The following is a 26,280-nucleotide window of genomic DNA, read 5'->3' as shown; positions in this document are numbered from 1 at the left end:
TCGAGTATCTTAACTCAGTATATTTACGGTAAAAACTGGCGATCGGTGATTGGCTGCGTCATAAATTGTCAATTATTGACAATTGTACTCGCCCAACTTACGCATAAACCCGGTTTCTTAACGTAATTAAGTCTGGGAAGCTGGGAAACTGGAAACGAGAAACCCGGTTTCATGGCGGGAGTGGGCCCAAAGTCCTGACTAAGTTTGACATTTTTTTCCTCCCCTGTGGTTGCAATTGTCACCTTTTTCTGATTATCGCAAACTCGATCGATGTTATCCTTAGTTTTGCGATCGAATATCCGGTTGGGAGTCCTTTTATTAAAATTTGTTTAAATTTAGATCAGTTGAAAATTAGATAGAGCCTTTCGAGCGAAAAATGAGGTGCGCTTGGATTTTTGATGATTGGTAATTGAGGACTTATATAGGTTGCCAGAAACCGGATTTTTTACCAAAATGCTAACCAAAAACCCTTAATTTTGGTAAAAATCCGGTTTCTTGAGTCTTCTGTGTAAGCGATATAATTAAAAAGCCGGCGCACCTCACAAAGTGTGACATGGGCTATCAGCGGTTTTTTGTTGACTTAACGGGCAGTTTTCAGTATCGCCTTTGCTTCGTCAATATTTTGGGAAACCACTTTGCCAGATTCGATAAACGCAGCTTTTTCCGTATCACTGAGTTCGAGTTCGACCACCTGTTCGACTCCCTGATATCCCAAGCGGCAGGGAACACCTAAAAATAGATCTTTCACGCCATATTGACCGTCCAAATAGACTGAGCAAGGCAAGAGTCGCGATTGATTTAATACAATTGATTCTACCATCAAACAGGTAGAAGATGCGGGTGCAAAATAAGCACTACCAGTCTTCATCAATCCGACAATTTCTGCGCCACCGTGGCGTGTGCGTTGTACAATGCGATCGATCGCCCCAGCATCCATAAGTTGAGCGATGGGAATGCCGTTGACAGTGGAATAGCGGGGCAAAGGAACCATTAAATCGCCGTGGGAACCGAGGACAGTTGCATTGACTTCAGCAATGGAAACGCCCAATTCCATAGCAATAAAAGTTTGAAAGCGGGCGGAGTCGAGAATTCCCGCCATACCCATGACTCGGTGTTTTGGTAAACCCGTAGCTTCCCACGCTAAATAAGTCATGATATCTAGGGGATTTGTGACTACGATTAAAATGGCTTCGGGGGAATGGGCGATCGCACTTTTTGCAGCTTCGGTAACAATTCGAGCATTGATTTTAATTAAATCTTCGCGATTGATACCGGGTTTGCGGGGGATGCCGGCGGCAATTACGATGATATTTGAGTTAGCGGTATCTGTATAATCGTTTGTACCGACGATTTGGCGATCGTGGCGTTCGACCCCCCTAGCTTGCATCAAGTCCAAAGCAATTCCCTGCGGCCAACCTTCGACAATATCTAGCAATACTACATCTGCTAGATTTTTCTCGGCAATTCGTTGGGCTAAGGTGCTACCGACTTTGCCTGCACCGATAATTGAGACGCGGGTTGATGGATAATTTGAAGGGGAATTCATTCGATTTTAGATTTGGGATTTGAGACTTGAGATTTTAAGAATGAGCTTAATTAGGGTAAGGTGCGCGGTGCACACCCTACCTTAGATCAAGAACACTGATGTTTTGTTTCAGTGAGTTAGTTAAAATCTTCGAGTTGGTCTACGCGCAGCCAAATATTGGGGGTGGGGACTTTGCCGAATTTGACGAAGGCGTACTCGCCGCGAACATCCATCACTTCGCCTTTTGTTTCAAATAGATAGGAGGAAAAGCGCGGATCACTGGCTTGGGCTTCTAGGCTGTTTTCCAATTTTTCGCGAATTGCGCGGACTATGCTACCTTTTTTGATTGCCATGACTTGCTCTTCTTAATTTGTAAAAGTATACAAATTTTAATGCTGATTTGGCTTTAATACCAGTTAAAAAAGTCGGCGGTTGATTGAGTCGGCGGTTGAAACCGATCCTTGTCAAACGAAGTCTGCCTCCGCAGACTCAAGAGTGGGAAGAGTCGGCGGTTGATTGAGTCGGCGGTTGAAACCGATCCTTGTCAAACGAAGTCTGCCTCCGCAGACTCAAGAGTCGGAAGCTGGGATTTTGTATATTCGTTAAATCCGCTACATAATCTGTTGCCGAACTGCTTATTTCTGACAGGCGGGGCAGTAATGAGTCGATCGCCCTGCTAATTTTATCTTTTCAATGGTTGTAGAGCAAGTGCGGCAGGGTTGACCAGCGCGATTGTACACCCAAGCGACGCCGCCGTAGTTGCCGTTCACACCTTGGACGTTGAGAAAATTGCTGAAAGTTGTGCCACCGGAGGCGATCGCCTTTTGTAGAACTTGAATGATAGCTGAATGGATGCGATCAATTTGCTCTCTTGTCAAATCCGCGCACAGAGTTGTCGGCATTACTCCCGACAAAAACAAAGTTTCATCTGCATAAATATTGCCCAAACCCGCTACCAGTGTCTGGTCTAGCAAAGCTGTTTTAATTGGTCGCGCCCGTCGGTGTAGCTTGCGGGCTAAATATTCTGTGGTAAATTCGTCGGAAAATGGTTCCGGGCCTAGGAGTTTCAGGCCGGTGACTGTGCTAGAAACTTCGGTTTCTGCGGGCACGTACCACATTTGACCGAAGGTGCGTTGGTCTACAAACCGCAGTTCTTGGTTTCCTGCAAAAAATAGGCGGACTCGCGCGTGTTTTGGCAGTGGTTCGTCGCCGTTTACCCACAATAATTGTCCGGTCATACGCAGGTGCACGCCCAACCAGCCGGCTTTTGAAGGCAGAAGGGAGAAGGAAGAAGGCACAAGGGAAGAACTAGGAGTTTGAGTTAGGAATTCTGTCCCTCCCCCACTCTCCCCCTCTCCCCCTCTCCCGGTCTCCCCGTCTCCCCCTCTCCCTTGCGATAGTTCTGCCAGAAGGTATTTGCCACGCCTGTACCAAGATGCGATCGACTTTCCTTTGAGTTTTGTCAAAAAATCGGTCGCAGAGATTGAGCGGGCGATCGAGCTATTTAACAGCACGTCTCCGCCCAAAATTTCGCGATCGAGGGTAAGTTGATTCAAACCCCGGCAAATAGTTTCAACTTCTGGCAGTTCTGGCACAATTAGCGCTGTTCTGTTCCTTGATTCGGTGCACCTTCGACGCTGCCGGGCACTTCGGCACCTGGTTTGCTGTCTGCCGAAGTTTTCGGCTGGTTGGGGGCTCCGCCGCCGCCGGTTTTGCGGGTTTTCGGATCGATGGTGGTTTGCTTGCCGCCGGAAGCTGCTGGAGTCGCTGTTTTGGCTTTTGCTTTGGGGGCTGCAACTTCGACTACTTCGCTTTGGGCGAAGTTGTTGGTGTTGACGCCTGCATAATTTACGGCGTTAAAGCGAACGATAACTGGGTATTTAATGCCGCTTTGGTCTACCGTAGCAACGGTGCCCACTTCTTGATACCAGTAGGATTCTTTGCGGAGAATCCGGACTGTCGAACCGCGTTGAACCATGAGCTTTGTTTCCTTTGCGATGAATAAACGGATAAAGCCATTTTTTTTACTTTAGTCGATCGCGCGTCGCATTTAAAGTCTGTAACGAAATTATTGTTTTCTGCGCCGTGTTTTCGTTGCTGTTTGTAAAGAAAAGTAAAGTTGTTTTGAGGGCGATCGCTGGGGACAAAAATAAATGATCTGACATTATCCGTTAAATACAAGCTGTGCGATCGGGTTGAAAAAAAACTTTACAAACCGTTGCGGGGCAGCCAGTCGGTTGCGGGGGCGGGCAGATTATATTTTTGGGCGGGCGAGACGCCCGCCCCACAAGAAAATTTAGTTTTGTGGAACACGCATCTTGCCTGTTCCTAAAAATGATTGTGGAACAGGCATCTTGCCTGTTCTTAAGAATGGTGGAAGATGTGAGATTAATTAACCTTGTATTTAATTATCTGGCCGCGCTAAACTATTGCAAAGTGCGGGGAATATTTAAATTATGTCGTTAGTTGATTTAGCTAATACTAAAGTTAGGGTTCTTGGATGCAGTGCGGTGATGGGTGTTGCGCCAATGATTGCTAGCGCGATCGCCACTCCTGGTGTGACAGCAGCATTGGGTGTGATGGCTAATCCCGTCGTTGGAGGCATTGCTATTTTAGCGACTATTGCCGGTAGTATTGCGGGGAATATTGCGGCTAACGATTTGGGAGATCGGATGGTCGAAAAGTTGGCAAAAAATCCGAATATTCTTGATAATCACGATTTGATTAAGGCGGCTGGTGAGGCGATCGGCTATATTTTGAAAAATATTGCTACTAAGTCACCTGAGTTTACCGCACTAGCCCTTAGTAAAAATTCGTCGGCCAGGGATTTAGATCAATTAGCCGAAAAAACTCCTGAATATTGGCTGAATATTAACAGACAAGGGGCTGATTTGTCAAGGAGTTTAAATATTTCCGAAGAGCAACTGACTCTGATTTTTTCGGCGGATGCTGCGGAGTTCGATCGGGTTACGGGATTGACACCGGAAGATTGGGCAAGATTCATCGGGGAATTCGCGGCCAGTGAGGGGAAATCCTTTGATGCAGAAATCGTGGAATTTGTGGCGCAAAGACTTTACGAAAGATTTCCGAAGGCGTACCGCGAAGTGCTGAAACGAGATGCGGCGCAGGGAGGAGAAAAGTTTGCGGCGATGCTGTTGAATCTGCACCAAATTGCTTTGGCGGATCTCAAGGATTTGGGGCTGCAAAATCGGGAGATTCTGGACAAGTTGGAGGCGGTGGCGACTCGCGAACATATTTGTCAAGTGATGGCGAAATTGGGCGCGATGGAAATTGGCATCCGCGACGATTTGGCGCAGATTCGGGCATTGCTGGAAAGATATATCGATCCTACTGCACCCGGTTTGCCGATTCCTGTTAAGTCTGAGACGATTATTCAGGACAGAATTAAAGACTTTACTGGTCGGAAATTTGTGTTTGAAGCAATTAACGAGTTTCTGAGGACAAAGCAAAAAGGCTATTTTGTTTTGGAGGCGGAACCGGGTGTTGGGAAAAGCGCGATTATGGCTGCTTGTGTGGTGATGTTGAAGCGACGCTGCGTTACTCATTTCAACTCGCAACCGGACGGGATTATCAGCGCTGAAACTTTTTTGGAAAATGCTTGCACTCAGTTGATTGAAGGTTTTGGTCTTAAAGAGAAGTATCCGCGACTGCCGGAAAATGCCGTAAAAAATAACAATTTTCTAGGCGATTTGCTGAAGGAAGTTAGCGCTAAGTCTAGCATGGACAAAAAAATAATTTTTGTTGTCGATGCGCTGGATGAAGTTGATTGGAAGGCTCAAACTAGCGGTAGCAATGTTTCGTATTTGCCTAATGATTTGCCGGATAACGTTTATTTTATTGTTTCCAAGCGACCGGAATTTCTGACAATGCCGACAGCTAACAAGACGGTTTTTGATTTAATGAAATACAGTGCAGAAAGTCTCGAAGATGTCAAGGTTTATCTGGAAAAACGCACGGAGAGAAGCCAGTTAATTCAGGATTGGATTAAGGGTAGAAATTTGCAGCGGGAACAGTTTGTGACGGCGGTAGCTGAAAAAAGCGAAAAGAAATTTATCTATCTCCGCTACATTCTGGATGAAATTGAAGGCGGCACGTACAATGATGTGAATTTAAATGATTTGCCAGCGGGTTTGGAGGAATATTATCAAAAACACTGGGGACAGATGAGGGGCAGGGAAGACGATCCTCTGCTGGAATTGAAGGTGAGGATTATCTATTTCCTGTCGCAAGCAGAGGAAGCAGTTTCTGGTCGCTGGTTGGCTAGATCTGCCGGCGAGCAAAATGTGATGAAAGTACAGCAGGTGCTCGGAAAATGGAATTCGTTTTTGCGACAGGAGAAAGTAGGGAAGGAAACTCGATACACTATCTATCACAACAGTTTTCGGCAGTTTCTCGAAGCGGATGAAACTGTGCAGTCGGCGGGAATAACACTGGATGATATTAACGATGACATTATTGATAACTCTACAGGAGGAGCGCCACTATGAGCGATTTAGGTTTGTGGTTGACGCAGCAGTGTCAGGAAGATCGAGATTTGTTGTTGAAATACCAACCGAAGAGATTTGCGAAACGGGGGAAAGTTGACCGTTATTGCGCTTGGTTGACGGATTTCGGTTTTATTGAGATGAAACTGGATTTTTTGGGGGTACAATCGCTAATTGATGATTACGATTTGGCGAGAATTTCAGATGTGTTGTTGTCGGGGGAGCAAAGTCAAACTCTGAGATTGATTCAAGGGGCAATTCGCAAGTCGGCGCACCTTTTGGAGAAGGATAAAACGCAGATTGCAGGGCAGTTATTGGGGAGGTTGTTGGATTTTGAAATGCCTTGGATTCAGGGGATGCTGGGACAAGCAAAGGAGTGGAAAGATCGTCCTTGGTTACGGCCTTTGAAAGCTAATTTAGAGCAGCCTGGTGAAGGATGTTTGCGAACACTCACCGGTCATAGTTCCAGGGTAAATGCAGTGGCGATCGCACACGACGGCAAAACAGCTATTTCCGCATCCAGAGATCACACCCTGAAAATCTGGGACACCCAGACAGGTTCAGAACTGAAAACTATCACGGGTCATAGTGAATCGGTAAATGCAGTGGCGATCGCACCGGATGGAAAAACAGCGATTTCCGCTTCATCGGATAATACTCTAAAAATCTGGGACACCGAGACAGGCTGGGAACTGAAAACTCTCACGGGTCATAGTTATTGGGTATATGCAGTGGCGATCGCACCGGATGGAAAAACAGCGATTTCCGCTTCATGGGATGAAACCCTGAAAATCTGGGACACCGAGACAGGCCGGGAACTGAAAACTCTCACGGGTCATAGTGACTGTGTATATGCAGTGGCGATCACACCGGATGGAAAAATAGCGATTTCCGCTTCATCGGATAATACCCTAAAAATCTGGGACACCGAGACAGGTCGGGAACTGAAAACTCTCACAGGTCATAGTTCCTTGGTATTTGCAGTGGCGATCGCACCCGACGGCAAAACCGCGATTTCCGCTTCATGGGATAATACCCTGAAAATCTGGGACACCGAGACAGGCCGGGAACTGAAAACTCTCACGGGTCATAGTGAGTCGGTATGGGCAGTGGCGATCGCACCAGACGGCAAAACCGCGATTTCTGCTTCAGATGATAAAACGCTGAAAATCTGGGACACCCAGACAGGTTCAGAACTGAAAACTCTCACCAGTCATAGTTCTAGGGTAAATGCAGTGGCGATCGCATCCGACGGAAAAACCGCGATTTCCGCTTCAGATGATAAAACGCTGAAAATCTGGGACACCGAGACAGGTTCAGAACTGAAAACTCTCATCGGTCATAGTGACTCGGTAAATGCAGTGGCGATCGCACCAGACGGAAAAACCGCGATTTCCGCTTCAGAGGATGAAACCCTGAAAATCTGGGACACCGAGACAGGCTGGGAACTGAAAACTCTCACCGGTCATACTGGCTGGGTAAAAGCAGTGGCGATCGCACCAGACGGAAAAACCGCAATTTCCGCTTCAGGATCATTGTTCAATGCCAATGATAAAACCCTGAAAATCTGGGATACCGAAACAGGCCGGGCACTGAAAACTCTCACGGGTCATAGTTCCAAGGTAAATGCAGTGGCGATCGCACCCGACGGCAAAACCGCGATTTCCGCTTCAGAGGATCGTACCCTGAAAATCTGGGACACCGAGACAGGCTCAGAACTGAAAACTCTCACGGGTCATAGTTACGGCGGAGTAAATGCAGTGGCGATCGCACCCGATGGCAAAACAGTGATTTCCGCTTCAGAGGATCGTACCCTGAAAATCTGGGACATCGAGACAGGCTGGGAACTAAAAACTCTCACCGGTCATCGTAACTCGGTAAAAGCAGTGGCGATCGCACCCGACGGAAAAACCGCGATTTCCGCTTCAAACGATAATACCCTGAAAGTCTGGGATTTGCTCATAGCTACAGAGGTTGCTAGTTTCACCGGAGATGGTCCGTTTAACGGCTGTGCTTTTGCGCCTGATGGAGTGACAGTTGTAGCGGGCGATGATTCGGGCCGGGTGCATTTCCTGCGTTTGGAGGGAATGGGGGATTTGGGCGATGATGCTGGGCTAAATCATTCCGTTAATTTGTTTTACAGTGGTTTGAGGCTGGCAAAACAAGGACAATATAAAGCCGCCCTAGCAAAATTAGCTGAAGTTACAGAAATAAGGCCGGATGCGCTGATTGTTTGGTGGGAACAAGGTAAGGTTTTGTATGAGTTGGAGCGCTATGCAGAAGCTGTTGTCAGTCTCGACCAAGCAAGAGAAATAGCCCGGAAAGACCGCGATTTTTGGTTTTGTCTAGGCTTTGCACGGATGAAGTGCGACAGTCAAGAAGCGGCGCGAGAAAGCTGGGATTTGGCCTTTAATATTCAGCCCGATGACTGTGATTTTTGGTCGCAAAAAGCCGAGGCGCTATTCGATTTAGAACGTTACGAGCAAGCTATTTCTTGTCTCAATTTAGCGATTGAAATCGAACCAAATCAAGCCTATTTATGGGATTGGCGCGGCATTGCCCTGGGAAGATTCGGACGCGCAGATGAGGCAATATCCAGCTACGATCGCGCTTTAGAATTGCAGCCTGATGATGCTGACATATTGGATAATCAAGCTTACGCTTTACTAAAATTAGGTCGTTATGAGGAGGCAATGGCTAATTGGGATAAAGTTTTAGAAATCCATCCAAATTGTACAGGTGCTTATTATAATAAAGCTTGCTTTTTTGCCTTGCAGAATCAGGTTGAGTTAGCGCTGGCAAATTTGCAGCGCGCGATTGAATTGGAACCGGAAAGATGTCGAGAGTTGGCAAAAACTGATACCGATTTTGATGGGATTCGCGGCGATGTTCGGTTTCAGGAGTTGTTGGGAAATTGATTTGAGGGTTGATATCATTAGAACCGGGCGGTTGAAACCGCGGCTACACAAAGGAAGTCCACCTCCGCGGACTAAGAAAAATCATCTTCAACCCACGCACCATCTGGGTTTTGTCTGTGTAGACGCGGTTTCAACCGCCGTCTCTTCTTTGGGATTAGAGCTTTTCAGGGCTTACAGACTCCGACAAAGAAACCGGGTTTTTACCAAATTTCTAGACTAAAATCAACTATCTTCGTAAAAAACCCGGTTTCTGGGCCGTCGCCACCCAGCAAAGAAACCGGGTTTTTGCCCGAATCTGTGAGTTGTAGGCAAGTATTTCGGAAAAAACCCGGTTTCTGGGGCCTCGCCACCCAGCAAAGAAACCGGGTTTTTACCCGAATCTGTGGGTGGTAGGCAAGTATTTCGGAAAAAACCCGGTTTCTGGGACACCGCGATCGACTTTTGGGGATTTGTGCGATCGGGCTATAATACAGAAAACTTGACAACAAAAATGACTGTCATGAAAGAGTTAATCCAACAAGACTTAGAAAAGCTCGATCGAGAACAACTCCAACAAGTATTTGAATTTATTGCCTTTCTGAAATTCCGTGCCAAATTAGTGACTATTCCTGCGATCGATGAAACCAACTTAGCTGCACTCTACAGCGAATTTGCCGAAGAAGACCGACAACTTGCAGAACTTGGAATCAGCGAATATGCAGAACTCCTCAAACATGAGGATTTGGCATGACAACCAGACGAGGTGAAATCTGGATTGCCAACTTCGATCCGACACAAGGTTCTGAACAGGCTGGTGTACGTCCCACAATTGTTTTTCAGAACGATACTATTTCGAGGTACACGACTACTGTTATCAGTATTCCTCTCACAACTAATCTGCGCCGCGCATCTCTTCCTTCCTGCATTTTGATTCCCGGTGGTGAAGGAGGATTGACTCAAGATTCTGTTGCATTGTGCCATCAACTACGAGTTTTGGATAAAACAAGATTGCGAAATAAAATTGGTGAAGTCAATCCAGAGATACTGGCACAATTAGAAAATATCGTATTATTTACGTGAGGTTATTTACCTTAAAAAATAAATCCCGGCGGTTTCAACCAAAGAAACCGGGTTTTTGCCCGAATCTGTGGGTTGTAGGGAAGTATTTCGGTAAAAACCCGGTTTCTGGGGCACTGCGATCGAGTTTTATTGTTCAGAAATAGTATTCGGATCGATCGGCAGAATTCCTTCATTGGCGTAGCGAGTAAAATCCTTAACATTTAGCGTCAAAATATGTGCTGCACCGTTTGCTTTCATAATAGCCACAAGACGAGCATCATGCACCTGAACTCCCGAAACTCTGTAGGTAACAACTAACCTGCGCCATTCGGATTAAATTAAATGCGAGTCGGGAAACAAAGGAAAAAGACGCTCGATCCGCCGTAACTTGAGCTCCGCATCAGCAGGAGTCAACCCAAAGCCATTTTTCTCGATCGGGCGAGTAACAACGTTCCAAAATTCAACGCAGTTTTGTGAGGCTACTTGCAGTTTATATCCATCCTGTCGCAATTTTTTTACAGCATTGCGGATTACAGGATATAAAGGATGAGAGCGATCGCAAAACCGCAGCAGAATATTCGTATCTACAAGGCATAACATTGCTAAGAATGCTCCTCATAGATACCTTCACGACTTATGGCAAAATCTGATAGCACTGGCACATTATTTCCCAGACTTTGAAGAAAATCATCAGCCAATTCATCTAAAAGTATCTCAAAATCGCGATCGCTAATTTCTGCATCAGAATCACTTACCTTTGATGACTGACCGGGCGCTGACTGCCAAGTTAGGAAATTTACAAAATTCAGAACTACTTCTAGCTGCGGTTTAGCTAAATAACGCAGCTTATCTACAATGCTTTCAATTACAGCTTCCATACGTTTATAGTTGAGCTTTAATTGCGATTTGTTCCAGATAATTATAGCAGAAATATCAAATTGTGTCAATTTTCCCTAACTGCCAGAGGATGGGAAAGGGGATGGCTTACGCCCCGCTACCCTACAACTTTTTGGGGTAGGGAAACGGCACTGCCCTGTCCTCTTTTTCCGTTATGATGTTGTGCGAAAGTTCCATAAATTAATGACAGATAAGATCGATCGACCTTACGCCACAGTCATACTCGCGATCAGTGCCGATGGTAAGATTGCAGATAAAGTGCGATCGCCCGCGAGATTCGGTTCAGCCAACGACAAAGCCCACCTCGAACAACAAGTAGCAGCAAACGATGCCGTTTTGTTCGGCAACGGCACTTTACAGGCTTATGGAACAACGATGCGAGTGATTTCGCCCGATTTGCTCAAACAGCGGGAACTCGCAGGAAAGCCGCCACAACCCGTGCAAATCGTGTGTTCGCGATCGCACCAATTTGACCCAAACTTGCGATTTTTCCAGCAACCGGTGCCTCGCTGGCTGCTGACTGCGGAAGGGGAAGAGGGGGAGAGGGGGAGAGGGGGAGAGGGGGAGAGTCAAACTCCAAGTAATTCGCTTATTCCTTCTTCCTCTTTCCTTCTTCCTTCTTCCTTCTTCCTTCTTCCTTCGATGTTCGATCGCACTATCCATGCTAAAACAACGGATGGAGAAATTGATTGGATTGATGCGTTTCAACAGCTAGCCAGCTTGGGTATCAAACGCTTGGCGATTCTGGGCGGAGGGAAACTGGTAGCGTCTGTGCTCGCTGCGGGCTTGGTTGACGAACTTTGGCTGACGGTGTGCCCGTTAATTTTGGGCGGAGTGGATGCGCCAAATCCGGTTGAGGGAAAGGGTTTTTTGGCGGATGTGGCTCCGAAATTAGAGCTTTTGGCGGTTAAACAGGTGGGACAAGAGGTGTTTTTGCATTATAGAGTTGGGGCGGGCTAGAAGCCCACCCCACATCTTGTGTGGCACAGGCATCTTGCCTGTGGCGGGCTAGAAGCCCACCCCACAACAGAAGTGGCACAGGCATCTTGCCTGTGGCCAATAATTACACAAGCAGGAGAGATTGTATTAACTTAAATGAAGTTCGATCGCTCTACGCACAAATCTCCCTATGCTGCAACAGCCAAAAACTCAACAATATTCTGTAGCCTGGATTAGCAAAATAGGCGAAATCCCGCAAGCGTCGTGGGATGCCTTGGCGATGCCCCTAAAAACTCCTTTTATGGAATGGGATTGGCTAAACAATCTCGAAATCTCCGGTAGCGCGACAGGTAAAAACGGTTGGCTACCACATCACTTGACAGTCTGGCGAGACAAACAGTTGATTGCTTGTGCGCCGCTTTATGTCAAAAGCCACAGCTACGGGGAATTTGTATTCGATAATCAGTGGGCCGATTTAGCTCAGCGTTTGGGTGTACAATACTATCCGAAATTGATGGGAATGACACCGTTTACTCCCGCTGAAGGCTATCGGTTTTTGATTGCGCCGGGGGAAGATGAGGATGAGTTAACAGGAATAATGGTAAGCGCGATCGACCATTTTTGCGATCGCCACAATATCTCCGGTTGCAATTTCCTGTATGTCGATCCAGCATGGCGCGAAAGAATGGAACGCCACGGTTTCAGCACTTGGATGCACCATAGCTATATTTGGCAAAATCAAGGCTATCAAAATTTTGACGGTTATTTAGGCGCTTTTAATGCTAACCAGCGCCGCAATATCAAACGCGAACGCAAGGCTGTTGATAAAGCTGGTTTGTTGCTAAAAACGCTGACGGGTGATGAAATTCCCCAAGCCATGTTTGGTCAAATGTATGCTTTTTATGAGAATACTTGCGATAAATTTGGTTGGTGGGGTAGCAAGTATCTGACTAAGCAATTTTTTGAACAGTTGCAACACAATTATCGCGATCGCGTTTTGTTTGTCGCCGCCTACGATAAGGAAGATGACAGACAGCCTGTGGGTATGTCTTTTTGTTTGTATAAGGGCGATCGACTTTACGGGCGTTATTGGGGCAGTTTGCAGGAAATTGACTGCTTACACTTCGATGCTTGTTACTATACACCGATCGAATGGGCGATCGATCGCGGCATCCAAACCTTCGATCCGGGTGCGGGCGGGCGGCACAAAAAACGGCGCGGTTTTCCAGCGATGCCTAACTACAGTTTGCACAGATTTTACAACAACCGTCTCGCGCAAATTCTGAAGTCTTATATTGGTCAAATCAATGAAAGGGAACAGGAGGAAATTGATTTAGTTAATCAGGATTTGCCTTTTAATCAGGAAGATTCTTGAGAATTGGGAATTGGGAATTGGGAATTGGGAATTGGGAATTGGGAATTGGGAATTGGTTCCCAGGCTCTATCTGGGAACCAGTTAATTTCATCGGTAGGGAAACGGCACTGCCGTGTCCTCTATTTCTCTATTTCATCCGGTAGGGAATTAGACATTAAACATTAGACATTGGATATCGTTAAGAGTAATAACCAATGACTAATAACCAATGACCAATGACCAATGACCAATGACCAATGACTAATGACCAATGACTAATGACTAATTCAAAAATACTCTCCCATCTTCTTGAATTTCCAGCGATTTTGTATCAGCGCCCAAATCAGTTGTTGCGCCAAAACTCACCTGCAACATTCCCGGCATCGCCGTGGCTTGCGGGCGAACCAGTAGCAATCCGCCGTCTGGACGCTGGTAAGTGAGGGTGATTGGCACTTTGATGTTTTTGAGCACAATTTCCGATTGTTCGCCCAGAGTGCGCGGTGGGGTAACGCCTACGATTTGATAATTGATGAGGGCATTAGTAGTATTCACCAGTTTAATTACTACCGTGCCTTCTACGGGCGTAACTCGCGCACCGGGCAGCGGGAAGCGCGGAGGCGCGTCTGTTGTCGGTTTTGAGGGCATCTCGTTGGGGCTGGGACTTACAGTAGGCATCGGTTCGCTGACGGGCTTTCCTGCGGGAGTAGCAGCGGGTTGGGAAACGGGTTTTCCTTGTTGGGGCGGGGGGCCGCCTGCTTGGGAAAGTGTCGCGAGACTGACGAGTAAACCCCCGCAGGTGGCGGCTAACAAGCTGATTTTTTTGAACGGTGGATGGTGGCGAAACATAAATAACTCCTCACAAGTTCGATCGAGATTTTCTAACAAATAGCATGGTAATCTATACCGGAAATGAATTTTAATAGCTGGGTTTGGGCGTGAGGTAGAAAGAATAAGGGTTTGAGGGATAGATTTTTTGGATGTACCGCAGAGCACGCAGAGGAAGAGGGGAAGAGAGAGATTTAGAGGCGAATTTCTGCTGATTTGTGGGCGGGGATGGTGACGGTAACAACGGTTCCTCGATCGACTTGGCTGTCAATGCGGATTTGGCCGCGATGATTTTCGACAATGGCTTTGGAGATAGCTAATCCTAAACCGGAACCGGCGGCGCTGCGGTGGGTGCGGGCGGGATCGGCGCGGTAAAATCGATCGAACAAATGCGGTAATGCTTCCGGGGAAATCCCCATGCCGGTGTCTGTGACTTTGATTTGCAGTCCAGAATTGAGCGCGGACGCATTTCTTTTGTTTTTAGCTGCAAGCTGCAATTGTACTTGAATTTCGCCACCCGATGGTGTGTACTGCACGGCGTTGCTGACAAGATTGGTAAACAGTCGCGCTAGTTGATCCCAGTCGCCCAAGACGGTAAAGTTATCATCAGCGTTTGGTCGATCGACTATTTCCAAACAAAGAGAGAGATTTTGGGTAAGGGCGATCGCCAGTTGTTCTTCAATTACCTCCATCAACAAAGCATCCAGAGGTACATCAACCCACTGCTGCTGCACGATTCCGCTGTCTTGTCTGGCCAAAAACAGCAAATCGTCAACCAACCGCCCCAAACGGCGCGTCAGGCGTTCGATAACCTGTAGCTGTTGGTGTTGCTGCGGTTCGATATCCGGTTCCGCCAAAGCGACTTGGACGTTAAGTTGAATAGTGGCGATCGGATTTCTGAGTTCGTGGGAAGCATCGGCGGTAAACTGTTTAAGACGACTGTAGGATTCTCGGACAGGTGCGATCGCCAATCCCGACAACAGCCAACCAATAGCCGCCACACAAATTAGAGTTAAACCAGCCCCCAAAATCAAATCGAGAATTAATTGTCGAATCGGTTTTGTCACTTCAAACCAAGGATGACTGACTCGCAAATATCCCAAAACTTGGCGACCGATTTCCACACGCTGCGTCACTTGTCTGAGAGAATTGTTTTGATCGGACTGCAACTTATTGTTAATTACCCAAACGGTTTCGCCAGTGCGCTTAGCGTTAATCGGAATATTCAGCGGTTCCGACAAAGTAGACCACAGCAATTCCCCCGTAGGACTGAACCATTCTAAATCAATGTGGTCATCTTCCACAGCATCACTGCTATCTCGAAAACTAGCTTGAATGTTCACTTGCGACTTAGTTTTATTTCCCGCAGTCGGGGAAGTTAGCGGTTCGATCACGAGAGTGCGCTCAACTATTTCCACCACGTGATTAAGAGTGTCGTCAATGCGATCGATCAAAGTATTGCGAACGTAGAAATAGAAACCAGTCGCAAATACAAGTAACAACACAGCAGTAACAGCAGTGTACCAAATAGCAAGGCGGCGGCGGGTAGTCTGAAACATATTGCGTGCGAAGGAAGAAGGAAGAAGGAAGAAGGAAGAAGGAAGAAGGAAGAAGGAAAAAAAGAGCTAGATTATCTTCAAACGATGCTGAACTAATAACCATTAAGTAACTATTAACGAACCATTCACAACTATAACGTTCTTCTCTTCTTCTCTTCTTCTCTTTCTTAGTGTCCTAACGCTTACGCGCCGCTTCGCGTACTGCGTCTTCGCGGTTCGTTCAAAAAAAAGCCTGGTTCGCAAATTATCCCAAAAAATCTCTAACAACTTTCCATTATTAATACTTCAGACAGATGTGGAGATAGCTGTTAGTCTGGTAGGGTACTGGCTAAACTTTTTAGGTAAACGACTGTGAATAGATTTTTATTCCGATTCGGGATCGGCTTATTAATGGCATTTTTTGGGGCAATCACCTATTTTACCAGTAACGTACAAAATCCCGTAACTGGAGAGAAACAGCGAGTGCAGCTTTCTCCCCGCCAAGAGGTAGTTTTGGGATTGGAGGCGCGAGACAAAATGGCGGCTCAATACGGCGGGCTTTATCCTAGCCAAACACTTCAGCAGTATGTCGAGAGAGTAGGAGAAAAAGTTGTCAACGGTTCGGAGGCGAAAAAAGCGGGTTATCCGTTTGAATTCCACCTGCTGCGAGACCCCAAAACTGTTAATGCTTTTGCTCTCCCAGGGGGACAAGTTTTTATTACCGCCGGACTGCTGCGGCGCTTGAATTCTGAGGCTCAATTGGCCGCTGTACTGGGGCACGAGAGCGGTCACGTTGTGGGACGACACGCTGCGGAACACCTTGCAAAACAGCAACTTGGCAGGTCTTTGGTGACGGCGGTTGGAGTGGCTGCTAGCGACGATCGCGGTAACGGACAACAGGCTGCATTAATTGCTCAAGCTGTCAATCAAGTTGTGGGTTTGCGCTACGGTAGAGCAGATGAACTTGAGAGCGATCGGCTCGGTTTTCGGTTTATGACGGAGGCGGGTTACGATCCTAAAGGTATTGTTGAGGTGATGCAAATTCTCGGTGCTGCTAGGAATGGCGAAGCGCCGCCGGAGTTTTTGAGCTCTCACCCGAATCCTGAAAATCGAGTTCAAAAGTTGCAAGCTTTAATCGCGCAAAATTACCCTAACGGCGTTCCAGCTAATTTGGTGTCTGGACGCGAAGAGTTTGCTAAGAATGTGTCAGGCGGTTAGTTGCTGATTGCAAAGTCGGACAAGGGATGGCGCTGAATAAGGGCGATCGGACAATTGGAAGGTTGAAAATAATGGTTTTATCTTCGATAATTAAAGGAAATTCAACCCGTAGTTTGTTAGTTTGGTAGGGGCTTAAACTCCTGTCTCATAGCTCGGATTCGGTTAAATCCGACAGTTGATTCTCAATGCTTCGGACAGTTTTTTACACCCTCTGTAAGCTGATTGCGAGCCAGCCCTCGCATTTTTAATGTATTTGGCGTTGCTGATTTACGGTATGAAAGGCTAAATATGTAATTCATAAAAACCAGCATCTACAAAGCTTCTGGATTTTAAAATTATTTATTTCATACCCTGATTAAGCAACGCCATAAAATGAAGCAGTGAGTTAGATGGCATTTTCTTAAAAATTTGTTTTTATAGTTCAAAATTAAAATATTAATACCATAAAATACCCCTTAAGTCAAGCTTCATAAAAGAACTTTAGTTAATTAAATTTTAAAATTACTTTGCTTACTAACTCTTTTTTGTTATTAATTTGTCATAACTACTCTAGAAGAGCCAGAAAAATTACCTGGCTCTCAATGTCTAAAATGTATAGCACTGATGGTTAGCAGATTGCTATGATTACACAAATTAAGGTAAAAAAGCCTTAAGAAGTTTGACTTATTCACAGCCAAGGCAGAAGGCTCACACTATGGTCAGAAATCGGCGACAATTCTTGCAATATATGGTGACTGGGACAGCGGGAAGCCTTGCTATTGGGTTACTTTTTCCCACAGCGGGACAAAGCGAAGAAAAAGTTGACTTAGAAAACCTTTGTTCTGCATTTCCCTACAATTCCCAGTGTGAAAATTATCTGCCGGGAGTAAGGGCAGAAGATAGTGAGGAAAAACCTATTGAGGTTTCTGCATTCCTTCCTAACGCAAAAGCGGGGATTCCTGTACTGGTGAAAGGATTGCCAAAAGTTGCTTATTTGGTGATTAATGAGGGGCCGAAGATTGCGGAATATGGTATTAATCCTGTGTGTACGCATTTAGGGTGTACTGTGGAGTGGAAAACAGAGCGATCGCGCTTTGAATGTCCCTGTCATGGTTCTCAGTTCGACGCTCAAGGTCGAGTTATTAAAGGCCCTGCTAAGCGTTCCCTACCGCTGGTGACAGTAGTGGTGAAGCAAAATCAAATCCGTTTAGTGGCTCGCAAACCTGCGATCGATCCGCGCTCAACCATTAAAGATTAAAAAATTGGTAATTGCTCAACTACCCCCCCTCTCCTGAAACTGCCTCAAGCGAGACAGTTTCAGATTGTGAATTTTCAGCAAAAAGCTTCTTCTTAAATAAAATCAACGAGAAAATCAGGGTATGAAATAAATAATTTCAAAATCCAGAAGCTTTGTAGACACTGGTTTTTATGAATTGCATATTTAGCCTTTCATACCGTAAATCAGCAACACCTATTTTTGAAAGTTAAGACTAAATTTAAACGACGAATTTCTAAAGTCCTCTTAAAGAGGACTTTAGCTATGAGACAGGGGTTTTCAACCCCTGTCGGACTCTCGGAACGATCGACAGATTTTCATCAAACCCACTTTCACAAGAGCGAAAAAAGTTCCTCAACCAATCGCCAACCCTCAAAAATATCAAGTCTAAAATCTTAAAAATTAATTTAAAATATTAGTCTCAAACCTAAAATCTCAAATTTAAAATCGGTTAACCGAACTAACCGAGTGAGGAAATCCGCTTGACACCGCGTGCGTATTTAATGACAAAATAGATGAATAAAACTGGTTTAAATTAAAGGACGACAGTTATCAATGGCAATTAAAGACCAGCCCCAACCCCCTCGTTTTCGGCTAATTAGCAATGTCTTGTTATTGCTATCAAGTTTGTTTGTGCTAGCAAACATCTTTTTGCCCAATTTATTCGGGCCACAAATTCCGCAAGTACCTTACAGCTTGTTCGTGCATCAGGTTCAAGAACAAGATGTGGTGAGAGCTTCGGTAGGGCAAAATGAAATTCGCTACCAACTCAAAGGCGAAGGCGACACACCCGGTCAAGTGCTGTCAACTACGCCAATTTTTGACCTGGATCTGCCTAAACTTTTGCAAGAAAAAGGCGTTGAATTTGCGGCAACTCCCCCTTCCAAAAATGGCTGGATTGGCAGTGTTTTGAGCTGGGTGATTCCGCCGCTGATTTTTGTGGCAATATTTCAATTTTTCATGAACAGGCAGGGTGGCGGGCCGCAGGGTGCGCTGTCGATCGGCAAAAGTAAGGCTAAGGTCTACGTCGAAGGCGAATCAGCGAAGATTACTTTTGCTGACGTAGCAGGAGTAGAAGAGGCTAAAACTGAATTAGTCGAAGTTGTGGAATTCCTGAAAACTCCCGACAAATTTACGGCAATTGGCGCGCGAATTCCGAAGGGCGTGCTGTTAGTCGGGCCTCCGGGAACTGGGAAAACTCTGTTAGCAAAGGCGGTGGCTGGTGAAGCGGGCGTACCGTTTTTTAGCATCTCCGGTTCGGAGTTTGTGGAACTGTTTGTCGGTGTAGGTTCTGCCAGAGTTAGAGATTTATTCGAGCAGGCGAAAAAACAGGCTCCTTGTATTATTTTCATTGATGAGTTGGATGCGATCGGCAAATCTCGCAGCACCGGCGGTATGTACGGCGGTAATGACGAACGCGAACAAACTCTGAATCAATTGTTAACTGAAATGGACGGTTTTGCTGCGGGCAATACTACGGTAATTGTGCTGGCTGCAACTAACCGCCCGGAAAGTTTGGATGCTGCTTTGTTGCGCCCTGGTCGTTTCGATCGCCAAGTTTTGGTCGATCGCCCGGATTTGTCTGGCCGCGAAGCTATTTTGAACATTCACTCTCAAACAGTGAAGTTGGGCCCGGATATTGATTTGAAGGCGATCGCCACTCGCACCCCCGGTTTTTCGGGCGCAGATTTGGCAAATTTGGTCAATGAAGCTGCCTTGCTAGCGGCGCGTAACAAGCGCCTCGCTGTGGCACAGGAAGACTTTTTAGAGGCGTTTGAGCGCGTTGTGGCTGGCTTGGAAAAGAAGAGCCGGGTGCTCAACGAAAAAGAGAAAAAGATTGTGGCTTACCACGAAGTCGGGCACGCGATGGTTGGGGCTTTGATGACGGGCGGTGGCGAAGTTGCGAAAATCTCGATCGTGCCGCGCGGTATGGCTGCATTGGGTTACACGTTACAGTTACCGACGGAAGACCGTTTCTTGTTGGATGAGTCGGAGTTGCGCGGTCAGATTGCTACACTGTTGGGTGGGCGATCGGCGGAAGAGGTTGTCTTCGGTAGCATCACCACCGGCGCTTCTAACGACTTGCAAAAGGCGACGGATTTAGCCGAGAGAATGGTCACAACTTACGGTATGAGTAAGGTTTTGGGGCCTCTAGCTTACGATCGCTCTCAACAATCTTTCCTCGGCGATGGTATGGGAAATGCCCGCCGCGCTGTCAGTGCCCAAACTGCTGAGGCGATCGATCAAGAAGTCAAAGAAATTGTCGAAACAGCGCACCAACAAGCCTTGGATATTCTGAAAGCTAATCGGGAATTGTTGGAAACAATTACCTCGAAACTGTTGGAAACTGAGGTAATTGAAGGTGAGAAACTGCACGAATTTCTCACTCAAGTAAAGCCTGTAGATAAGGTTGCGGCGGTTGTTTAAAAAGGTTTAATCGGACTTACGCATGAGGCATATAAACCGGGTTTTTACTTAGAAGACGCACTGTAGCCCCCAAATTAGGCAAAAACCCGGTTTCTTTATTCTGAGTGCGTAACTCCTGTTCATAAAGATGTATGATCCTTTCAGGGTGGTTAAAAAAAATCCAAGTTCTGAGTTACTTCTACCGCCAAATGTGTCCCTTCGTGTAAGCGCATCCCTTGAGCGAAATTACACAGCTTTTTACTTACTCAGTGTTTGACGGATAGCTCATCAATCCAAATATATATAAAAACATCATGGCTAAAGTTAATTTAGATGCTTTGATTCAACGAGAAGATTTTGAAGTAGAAGAAAGTAAAATTTCAGGTACGAAAAAAGAAAAAATTACTATTGAAGACATCAAAAAAGATTCATTTTTCTTCCTCGCTGTCAGAAAACCAGATTTCCAAAGAGAAACCAATGAATGGGATAGCCAAAGAATTTGCGAATTAATCAAAAGTTTTATCGAAGGTGATTTGATTCCCGCAATCATTTTGTGGCGAAGTACAGGTGGATACTTATTCGTAATTGATGGGAGTCATAGATTGAGTGCATTGTCTGCTTGGGTTAACAATGATTACGGTGATGGAGAAATCTCAAAACTATTTTATGACGGTGTAATTCCTGATGAACAATTAAATATTGCTGAAGAAACACGCAAACTGATTAACAAAAGTGTTGGAGCATACGAGGATTTTAGATTAGCTCTCACACCTCCTGATAAAGTTAAACCAGAAATTGTAAAATCCGCACTAAATTTAGCAAGTGTAGCAATTCAGCTTCAATGGGTTGAAGGTGATGCAAGTAAAGCAGAAAATTCATTTTTCAAAATTAATCAGCAAGCTGCCCCCATTGATAAAACCGAACTCAAACTTCTTGAATCCAGAAAGAAACCTAATAGCATCGCAGCACGCGCAATAATAAGAAGCGGCAAAGGTCATAAATATTGGTCGAGATTTTCAAAGGAAATACAGGATCAAATTCAAGAAATAGCTAAAGAAATTAATGAGATACTTTTTGAACCGAAGTTGGAGACTCCAATAAAAACTCTAGATCTACCTGTGGGCGGGAAATTGTATTCCGCTCAAACTTTACCATTAATTTTAGACTTTGTAAATATTGTTAACAAAATAGATTTTAACAATAAGGATTTTAACAATAAGGAAGTTAATGATGATCTCACAGGTAAAACAACAATAAAAATTTTAAAAAAGGTGAGAAAAGTTGCATATAGATTAAATAGCAATCATAAATCCTCTTTGGGGCTACATCCCATTCTATATTTCTATTCACAAAATGGACAACACAGAACAGTCTCTTTCTTTGCTGTTGTTGATTTTGTTATGAAACTAGATGAAAGAAAAAAGTTAAATAACTTCATTGAAGTTAGAGAAAAATTTGAAGAGTTTCTTCAAAAATACGATTACTTAATTAAACAGATTTATGAAAAGTATAGGGATGTTCAGAAAAGCTACAAACACATATCGATTTTTTTTGAGCAAGTTATGATTCATTTAAAAGCTGGAAAAACTATTGATGACACGCTAAAACAGATTATATCTAGCGATGGTTTTAAGTATTTAAATATTCGTAATGAAGAGAAGTTAATTACTTCATCTACAAAAGAATTCAATACAAATAAAAAAAGTGAGATTTTTATAAAAGAATCATTACTGAGTGTACCACGCTGTAAAATATGCAACGGATTAATTCACAGAAACTCAATTTCTATCGATCACATACAGCGGAAAGAAGAGGGTGGATTGGCAACTTTAGATAATGGGCAGATAACTCATCCATACTGCAATACAGGATATAAAAATTAAGCTTTAAGAAAGATCGATAGCCCTTCGCACCAATACATTCTGACTGCAATTGCAGCTATCTTGTATGGTGCATTGCTGTCAAATTATTGATAATAATGGGGGATTTGTGAGGCGACGCACCTTAGTATTGTGTGGTGCGTCGCTATCAGAAGGTACGATTTTTTTTGAGATTTTTGATGGCGACGCACCCTACCGGAACTTTTGCAGGACTTCCAAATTCCCCAAATGCACACTACTGTTAGTTAGCTCAATAATTTTTTTATCATATGATATTGATTGAATTCAAAAAATTACGCTCGTTTCAACTATAAAGATTGTGGTCTGGGTCTAGCCAAACAATATAAAAAATATTTTCACTAAAAAATCCATGCACCCTACCGTATTCATTAGCAGATATTTGAAACTGGTAGGGGATATTTACTAGCATAGCTTCATTGGGAATCCCAAAACCATTAGGCTCAGTTGTATCTTGCCATGCTATGCCATGACAGCGCAGGCTTTTACTCTGATTATTAATGATTTCTTGAGAGTTCAATTGTGATAAATCCCGTAACCTTCTCAAAAGAGACGCTAGATATCTAGAATCTCGGCCAGCTAGTGAAAATTTATCTTTGTCATCCTGATAATATCTGAAAGAAAAACTAACTCCTTCCGGTATTTTTACATCTTGACGTTTGATACTAGATAAGGATGGCTGGCGGCGTATATCTGCCTTTTTAGGTTTCTTCGATGACACGGGTTTTGTAAAATTTTTTCATTGATTCCTTAGAAATAATAGCATGAGAGGGTTCATCTCTTGGCAAGTTACCTCTCGCTTTAATCCAAGGGTCTTCGCGACGCACCATCAATTCCAACTCATAGGCGTCGCAAAAGAAATACTCATCGGATAACTCGTCCAAAAACTCTTGTACGTCTTCTGGAAGCTCTGGTTTTTCGACTTCTTTGAGAATTGGCTTAAACCCAAATTCTTCTTTGTATTCGTAAAATAAAGCCGGGATAGTCGGCCCGTGCACCCAGGCTTCAAAATCTTCATCAAAAAGTGGTTTATCTTCAAAGGCTAGATACCATGCTTGGGCATAAAACAATAGTTTTTGTAGCTTGTGGTTGCTGAGGTAGGAGCCTACGTCATTGGCAAACCAAATATAGTAATCTGCTAGTTGGGATGCTGTTGTTATTGTAGTTATTGTGGTCATACAATTCGAGTCAATATGTTTTGGATTCTATGATATCATAAATTACAGTATGATGAGTGAATATCCCATAGTAAAATTTTCACATAAACCATGACTATCGATCTACAGATTTTTCAAACAGTCGTCAAGATGCCAGAATCTCTAAAACAAGAGATTTTGCATTATGCAAAATATTTACTTGAGAAACACGCAAAAACTGAATCATCTCCAGAACAACTTGAACAACCTCATGGTTATGGTAGTTGGGCTGGTCAAATCGTTATGTCTGATGATTTCGATCAACCGCTGGAAGATTTAAAGGAATATATGTAACATGGAATTCCTTTTAGATACTCATGCTTTTCTGTGGTACTTACTTGGCGATTCCAATCTAGGTAGTAAAGCGAAAGAAGCGATTGATACTAAAACAAATTTGTATTTTAGTATTGCCAGCCTTTGGGAAATTTCGATTAAAATTAATGTCGGTAAACTTCAACTGAATAGACCATTTGAAGACATTCCCAAAGAATTGCAATACATTAACGCTCAAATTCTACCAATTACATTTGAAGATACTGAGATTTACACGGGTCTTTCTCTGCATCACCGAGACCCTTTTGATCGGATTTTAGTAGCACAGACGATAAATCATTCGCTGGTTTTGATTAGTCGGGATGAAGCTTTTGATGCTTATCCAATTCAGCGGGTTTGGTGATGAATAAGGTGATTTTTTTATCAGTAAGCCTACCAACAAAAAAGAATACCCAAATACCTAATTTCTTGAAAAAGTCGGTATTTGGGTATTCGGTTTAATTATCGAATCTTAAACTACTTGCACTTGTTTTTCGGCAATAGAAGCTATCAGCGCTTTTTGCTGCGCTTGTTGAGCTTCGTCAGCTAAAAACTCGGCTAATTGTTCTTCGATTTCATCCCGCACAATTTGACGGTATTCTAGGAAGTGCTCGTTGTGAGCGCACACTGTTAAATAGTGATCCCAAACCGCCGGATTGCGTCTGATAATGCTGAACAAATGATGCCAGAACTTCCACCGAGTTGAACGCTTGACTCCTTGTCGCCAAACTACAGTTAGCAGTGCTCGCAAGTCGATCCAACTGGGGATTCTTGAAGGTATATCTGCTGTAGGTGCACCCAACATCAAGAAGTGGCGGTAGGTGCGGTCTAAGTATTTCTCAGCATCGTACACATCAGAAAATGCTTGGACATATTCCCTGGCGATATCTTCTAGTGGCCGCGTGGGAATGAAGTTCATCAATGTAGTCTGATTCAGGTTGCCGGATTTGTCGCGCAATCTGCCTTCTTTTGCTAGTCTGTGGGACAATGCAGTATGAGGCAAAGCTTGCAACATTCCAAAGGTTGTACTCGGAATTGCTGCTGCTTCGGCGAAGTTGACAATGCGTTGGCCTGCACCTGCTTTTTCGCCGTCGAATCCGATGATGAATCCAGCCATGACTCGCAAGCCGGATTTGGCAATTAATTCTACGGATTCTATCAGAGAATTGCGGGTGTTTTGGAATTTCTTGGTCATTTGCAGGCTTTCTTCGTCGGGGGTTTCAATTCCCAGAAATACTGCATTGAAATGACACTTCACCATCATATCCATCAATTCTTGGTCTTCCGCTAAATCGATGGATGCTTCTGTGTTGAAGTTGAAGGGGAATTTGTGTTCTATTTGCCAAACTTCTAACTCTTTTAGCAACAGTTTGACATTGCGTTTGTTGCCGATAAAGTTGTCGTCTACCATGAACACGCCGCGCCGCCAACCTAGGTTGTAGAGACAGTCTAGTTCTGCGATTAATTGTTCGGGGTTTTTGGTGCGGGGTTTGCGACCGTAGAGGACGATGATATCGCAGAATTCGCACTGGAAGGGACAACCTCGCGAAAATTGAATTGACATCGAATCGTAGCAGTCTAATTCGAGCAAGTCGAAGCGGGGAACCGGGGTTGTGGTAACATCGGGTTTTACGCCGTCCGATCGATATATTCCACTTTTTTCACCGCGCCCGATTGCTTCGACGAACATGGGTAGGGTGATTTCGCCTTCGTCGAGAATCAGGTAATCGATGCCCGCTGCTTGGGGTTCTTCGGGTACGGAGGTTGGATAAGGGCCGCCGCAGGCTACGGATTTACCGCGCCGTTTGGCTTCGCGGATGATGTCTAGCAAGTCTTCTTTTTGGACAATCATTGCGGACAGAATAACGAGCTCTGCCCATTCCCATTCTGCTTCGGTGATTTGTCGGATGTTACGATCGACTAACTTAAATTCCCATTCTTGGGGTAGAATAGCTGCTACTGTTACCAAACCCAGCGGTGGAAGCAGCACTTGGCGATCGACTAATTCTAGGATTTTCTCGTAAGACCAAAATGTTTTCGGGAACAGGGGGTAAACTAGAAGAACTCGCATATTATGTTAAACCTCACATCAGTAAACAACTTGCGATCGGGCTGGCGGGGCGTGAGAGTTCGATCGACTCTCAAGACTTAATTTTAAGGCTAAAATTACGATCTGGCGCGCGATCGACTATCCGGCGAGGGGCGATACCCCCTAACACGAAGATAATCGGCGCAATTTAATAAATTTGCAGTCTCTTGTCAAAGCCCGCAAATGCTGATATCTTATCGTATTTCATAGTTGATTGACGATAATCGCATTTAAACAGCATGGGAATCAGGCAAAAAAGAATTTGAAACAGTAGACTTGAATTACAAAAATAATTAGGGCTTGCTGAATAATTGATCGCTTTTTGGTGATCGGGAGTGATCGATTATTCAACCAGAGTTAGACATGA

At 44.7% G+C, this 26,280-nt stretch carries 23 protein-coding genes; 12 read left to right on the top strand and 11 right to left on the bottom strand.

From position 1 onward, the window contains the following. Window positions 1-580 precede the first annotated feature (580 nt). The 4 genes from mdh to QUB52_RS16880 all read right to left on the bottom strand — a co-directional run bounded on the left by mdh (window position 581) and on the right by QUB52_RS16880 (window position 3,503). Entirely contained in the window at window positions 581-1,546 is a 966-nt protein-coding gene (mdh, locus tag QUB52_RS16895) for a malate dehydrogenase (protein ID WP_332974427.1), read from the bottom strand. A 116-nt stretch (window positions 1,547-1,662) separates the two neighbouring features. Further along, window positions 1,663-1,878: an NAD(P)H-quinone oxidoreductase subunit O gene (locus QUB52_RS16890; RefSeq protein ID WP_332974426.1), complete on the bottom strand. Its 216-nt coding sequence runs from the start codon at window positions 1,876-1,878 to the stop codon at window positions 1,663-1,665. Between the two features lie 282 nt (window positions 1,879-2,160). Further along, entirely contained in the window at window positions 2,161-3,120 is a 960-nt protein-coding gene (locus QUB52_RS16885; protein ID WP_332974425.1) for a DNA-formamidopyrimidine glycosylase, read from the bottom strand. A gap of 2 nt (window positions 3,121-3,122) precedes the next feature. Then, window positions 3,123-3,503 (bottom strand): photosystem I reaction center subunit IV, encoded by a 381-nt coding sequence (locus QUB52_RS16880; RefSeq protein ID WP_265239408.1) that lies wholly within the window; start codon window positions 3,501-3,503, stop codon window positions 3,123-3,125. A gap of 478 nt (window positions 3,504-3,981) precedes the next feature. On the opposite strand from QUB52_RS16880, the gene QUB52_RS16875 reads away from it, so the two are divergent. From QUB52_RS16875 to QUB52_RS16860, 4 genes are all read left to right on the top strand, one after another. Beyond that, complete coding sequence (locus tag QUB52_RS16875; protein WP_332974424.1) at window positions 3,982-6,033, top strand: ATP-binding protein; 2,052 nt, start codon at window positions 3,982-3,984, stop codon at window positions 6,031-6,033. Then, on the top strand, window positions 6,030-8,948 hold the full coding sequence (locus QUB52_RS16870; RefSeq protein ID WP_332976218.1) for a tetratricopeptide repeat protein: 2,919 nt from the start codon (window positions 6,030-6,032) through the stop codon (window positions 8,946-8,948). Before QUB52_RS16875 ends, QUB52_RS16870 begins: the two co-directional genes overlap by 4 nt. Window positions 8,949-9,330: 382 nt before the next feature. Then, window positions 9,331-9,678, top strand: coding sequence for a hypothetical protein (locus QUB52_RS16865; RefSeq protein WP_332974422.1), 348 nt, complete (start codon window positions 9,331-9,333; stop codon window positions 9,676-9,678). Continuing rightward, a complete protein-coding gene (locus QUB52_RS16860; RefSeq protein WP_332974421.1) occupies window positions 9,675-10,007 on the top strand; it encodes a type II toxin-antitoxin system PemK/MazF family toxin in 333 nt (110 codons plus the stop codon). The genes QUB52_RS16865 and QUB52_RS16860 overlap by 4 nt, the downstream gene beginning before the upstream one ends. 312 nt (window positions 10,008-10,319) lie before the next feature. On the opposite strand, the gene QUB52_RS16855 is transcribed toward QUB52_RS16860, so the two are convergent. Together QUB52_RS16855 and QUB52_RS16850 are read right to left on the bottom strand one after the other, a co-directional pair. Beyond that, window positions 10,320-10,586 carry a type II toxin-antitoxin system VapC family toxin gene (locus QUB52_RS16855; protein ID WP_332974418.1) on the bottom strand — a complete coding sequence of 89 codons (267 nt, stop codon included), beginning with the start codon at window positions 10,584-10,586 and terminating at the stop codon, window positions 10,320-10,322. Between the two features lie 2 nt (window positions 10,587-10,588). Beyond that, on the bottom strand, window positions 10,589-10,933 hold the full coding sequence (locus QUB52_RS16850; RefSeq protein ID WP_332974417.1) for a hypothetical protein: 345 nt from the start codon (window positions 10,931-10,933) through the stop codon (window positions 10,589-10,591). A 133-nt stretch (window positions 10,934-11,066) separates the two neighbouring features. Here QUB52_RS16850 and QUB52_RS16845 point away from each other — a divergent pair, with 133 nt between their 5' ends. Both QUB52_RS16845 and QUB52_RS16840 read left to right on the top strand, forming a co-directional pair. Beyond that, a complete protein-coding gene (locus QUB52_RS16845) occupies window positions 11,067-11,843 on the top strand; it encodes a RibD family protein (RefSeq protein WP_332974416.1) in 777 nt (258 codons plus the stop codon). A 169-nt stretch (window positions 11,844-12,012) separates the two neighbouring features. Then, entirely contained in the window at window positions 12,013-13,197 is a 1,185-nt protein-coding gene (locus tag QUB52_RS16840; protein WP_332974415.1) for a GNAT family N-acetyltransferase, read from the top strand. 261 nt (window positions 13,198-13,458) lie between these two features. On the opposite strand, the gene QUB52_RS16835 is transcribed toward QUB52_RS16840, so the two are convergent. Together QUB52_RS16835 and QUB52_RS16830 are read right to left on the bottom strand one after the other, a co-directional pair. Continuing rightward, window positions 13,459-14,022, bottom strand: coding sequence for a hypothetical protein (locus QUB52_RS16835; protein WP_332974414.1), 564 nt, complete (start codon window positions 14,020-14,022; stop codon window positions 13,459-13,461). 173 nt (window positions 14,023-14,195) lie between these two features. Then, window positions 14,196-15,560 (bottom strand): sensor histidine kinase, encoded by a 1,365-nt coding sequence (locus QUB52_RS16830; protein ID WP_332974413.1) that lies wholly within the window; start codon window positions 15,558-15,560, stop codon window positions 14,196-14,198. A 351-nt stretch (window positions 15,561-15,911) separates the two neighbouring features. Between QUB52_RS16830 and QUB52_RS16825 the strand changes: the two genes are divergently transcribed. The 4 genes from QUB52_RS16825 (at window position 15,912) to QUB52_RS16810 (ending at window position 22,301) form a co-directional block, all read left to right on the top strand. Further along, entirely contained in the window at window positions 15,912-16,757 is an 846-nt protein-coding gene (locus QUB52_RS16825; RefSeq protein WP_265238804.1) for a M48 family metalloprotease, read from the top strand. 694 nt (window positions 16,758-17,451) lie between these two features. Beyond that, window positions 17,452-17,994, top strand: a complete 543-nt coding sequence (locus QUB52_RS16820) for a Rieske 2Fe-2S domain-containing protein (protein WP_265238805.1) — start codon at window positions 17,452-17,454, stop codon at window positions 17,992-17,994. A 573-nt stretch (window positions 17,995-18,567) separates the two neighbouring features. Then, window positions 18,568-20,439: an ATP-dependent zinc metalloprotease FtsH4 gene (gene ftsH4, locus QUB52_RS16815; protein WP_332974412.1), complete on the top strand. Its 1,872-nt coding sequence runs from the start codon at window positions 18,568-18,570 to the stop codon at window positions 20,437-20,439. A gap of 293 nt (window positions 20,440-20,732) precedes the next feature. Further along, a complete protein-coding gene (locus tag QUB52_RS16810; protein WP_332974410.1) occupies window positions 20,733-22,301 on the top strand; it encodes an HNH endonuclease in 1,569 nt (522 codons plus the stop codon). A gap of 301 nt (window positions 22,302-22,602) precedes the next feature. On the opposite strand, the gene QUB52_RS16805 is transcribed toward QUB52_RS16810, so the two are convergent. Together QUB52_RS16805 and QUB52_RS16800 are read right to left on the bottom strand one after the other, a co-directional pair. Next, window positions 22,603-23,037: a hypothetical protein gene (locus QUB52_RS16805; RefSeq protein ID WP_265238807.1), complete on the bottom strand. Its 435-nt coding sequence runs from the start codon at window positions 23,035-23,037 to the stop codon at window positions 22,603-22,605. Further along, window positions 23,018-23,494 carry a Panacea domain-containing protein gene (locus tag QUB52_RS16800; protein WP_265238808.1) on the bottom strand — a complete coding sequence of 159 codons (477 nt, stop codon included), beginning with the start codon at window positions 23,492-23,494 and terminating at the stop codon, window positions 23,018-23,020. The genes QUB52_RS16805 and QUB52_RS16800 overlap by 20 nt, the downstream gene beginning before the upstream one ends. A gap of 90 nt (window positions 23,495-23,584) precedes the next feature. Between QUB52_RS16800 and vapB the strand changes: the two genes are divergently transcribed. After that, a complete protein-coding gene (gene vapB / locus QUB52_RS16795; RefSeq protein ID WP_265238809.1) occupies window positions 23,585-23,806 on the top strand; it encodes a type II toxin-antitoxin system VapB family antitoxin in 222 nt (73 codons plus the stop codon). 1 nt (window position 23,807) lies between these two features. After that, window positions 23,808-24,188: a type II toxin-antitoxin system VapC family toxin gene (locus QUB52_RS16790; RefSeq protein WP_332974409.1), complete on the top strand. Its 381-nt coding sequence runs from the start codon at window positions 23,808-23,810 to the stop codon at window positions 24,186-24,188. Window positions 24,189-24,296: 108 nt separating this feature from the next. Here QUB52_RS16790 and QUB52_RS16785 read toward each other — a convergent pair whose 3' ends face one another. Further along, entirely contained in the window at window positions 24,297-25,895 is a 1,599-nt protein-coding gene (locus tag QUB52_RS16785) for a B12-binding domain-containing radical SAM protein (protein WP_265238811.1), read from the bottom strand. Between the last annotated feature and the right edge of the window lie 385 nt (window positions 25,896-26,280).

The organism is Microcoleus sp. A6-C6, from assembly GCF_036705955.1.
GTDB lineage: Bacteria > Cyanobacteriota > Cyanobacteriia > Cyanobacteriales > Microcoleaceae > Microcoleus.
Note: the sequence above shows the minus strand (reverse complement) of the source record. Positions and strands in the feature narration are given on the sequence as shown.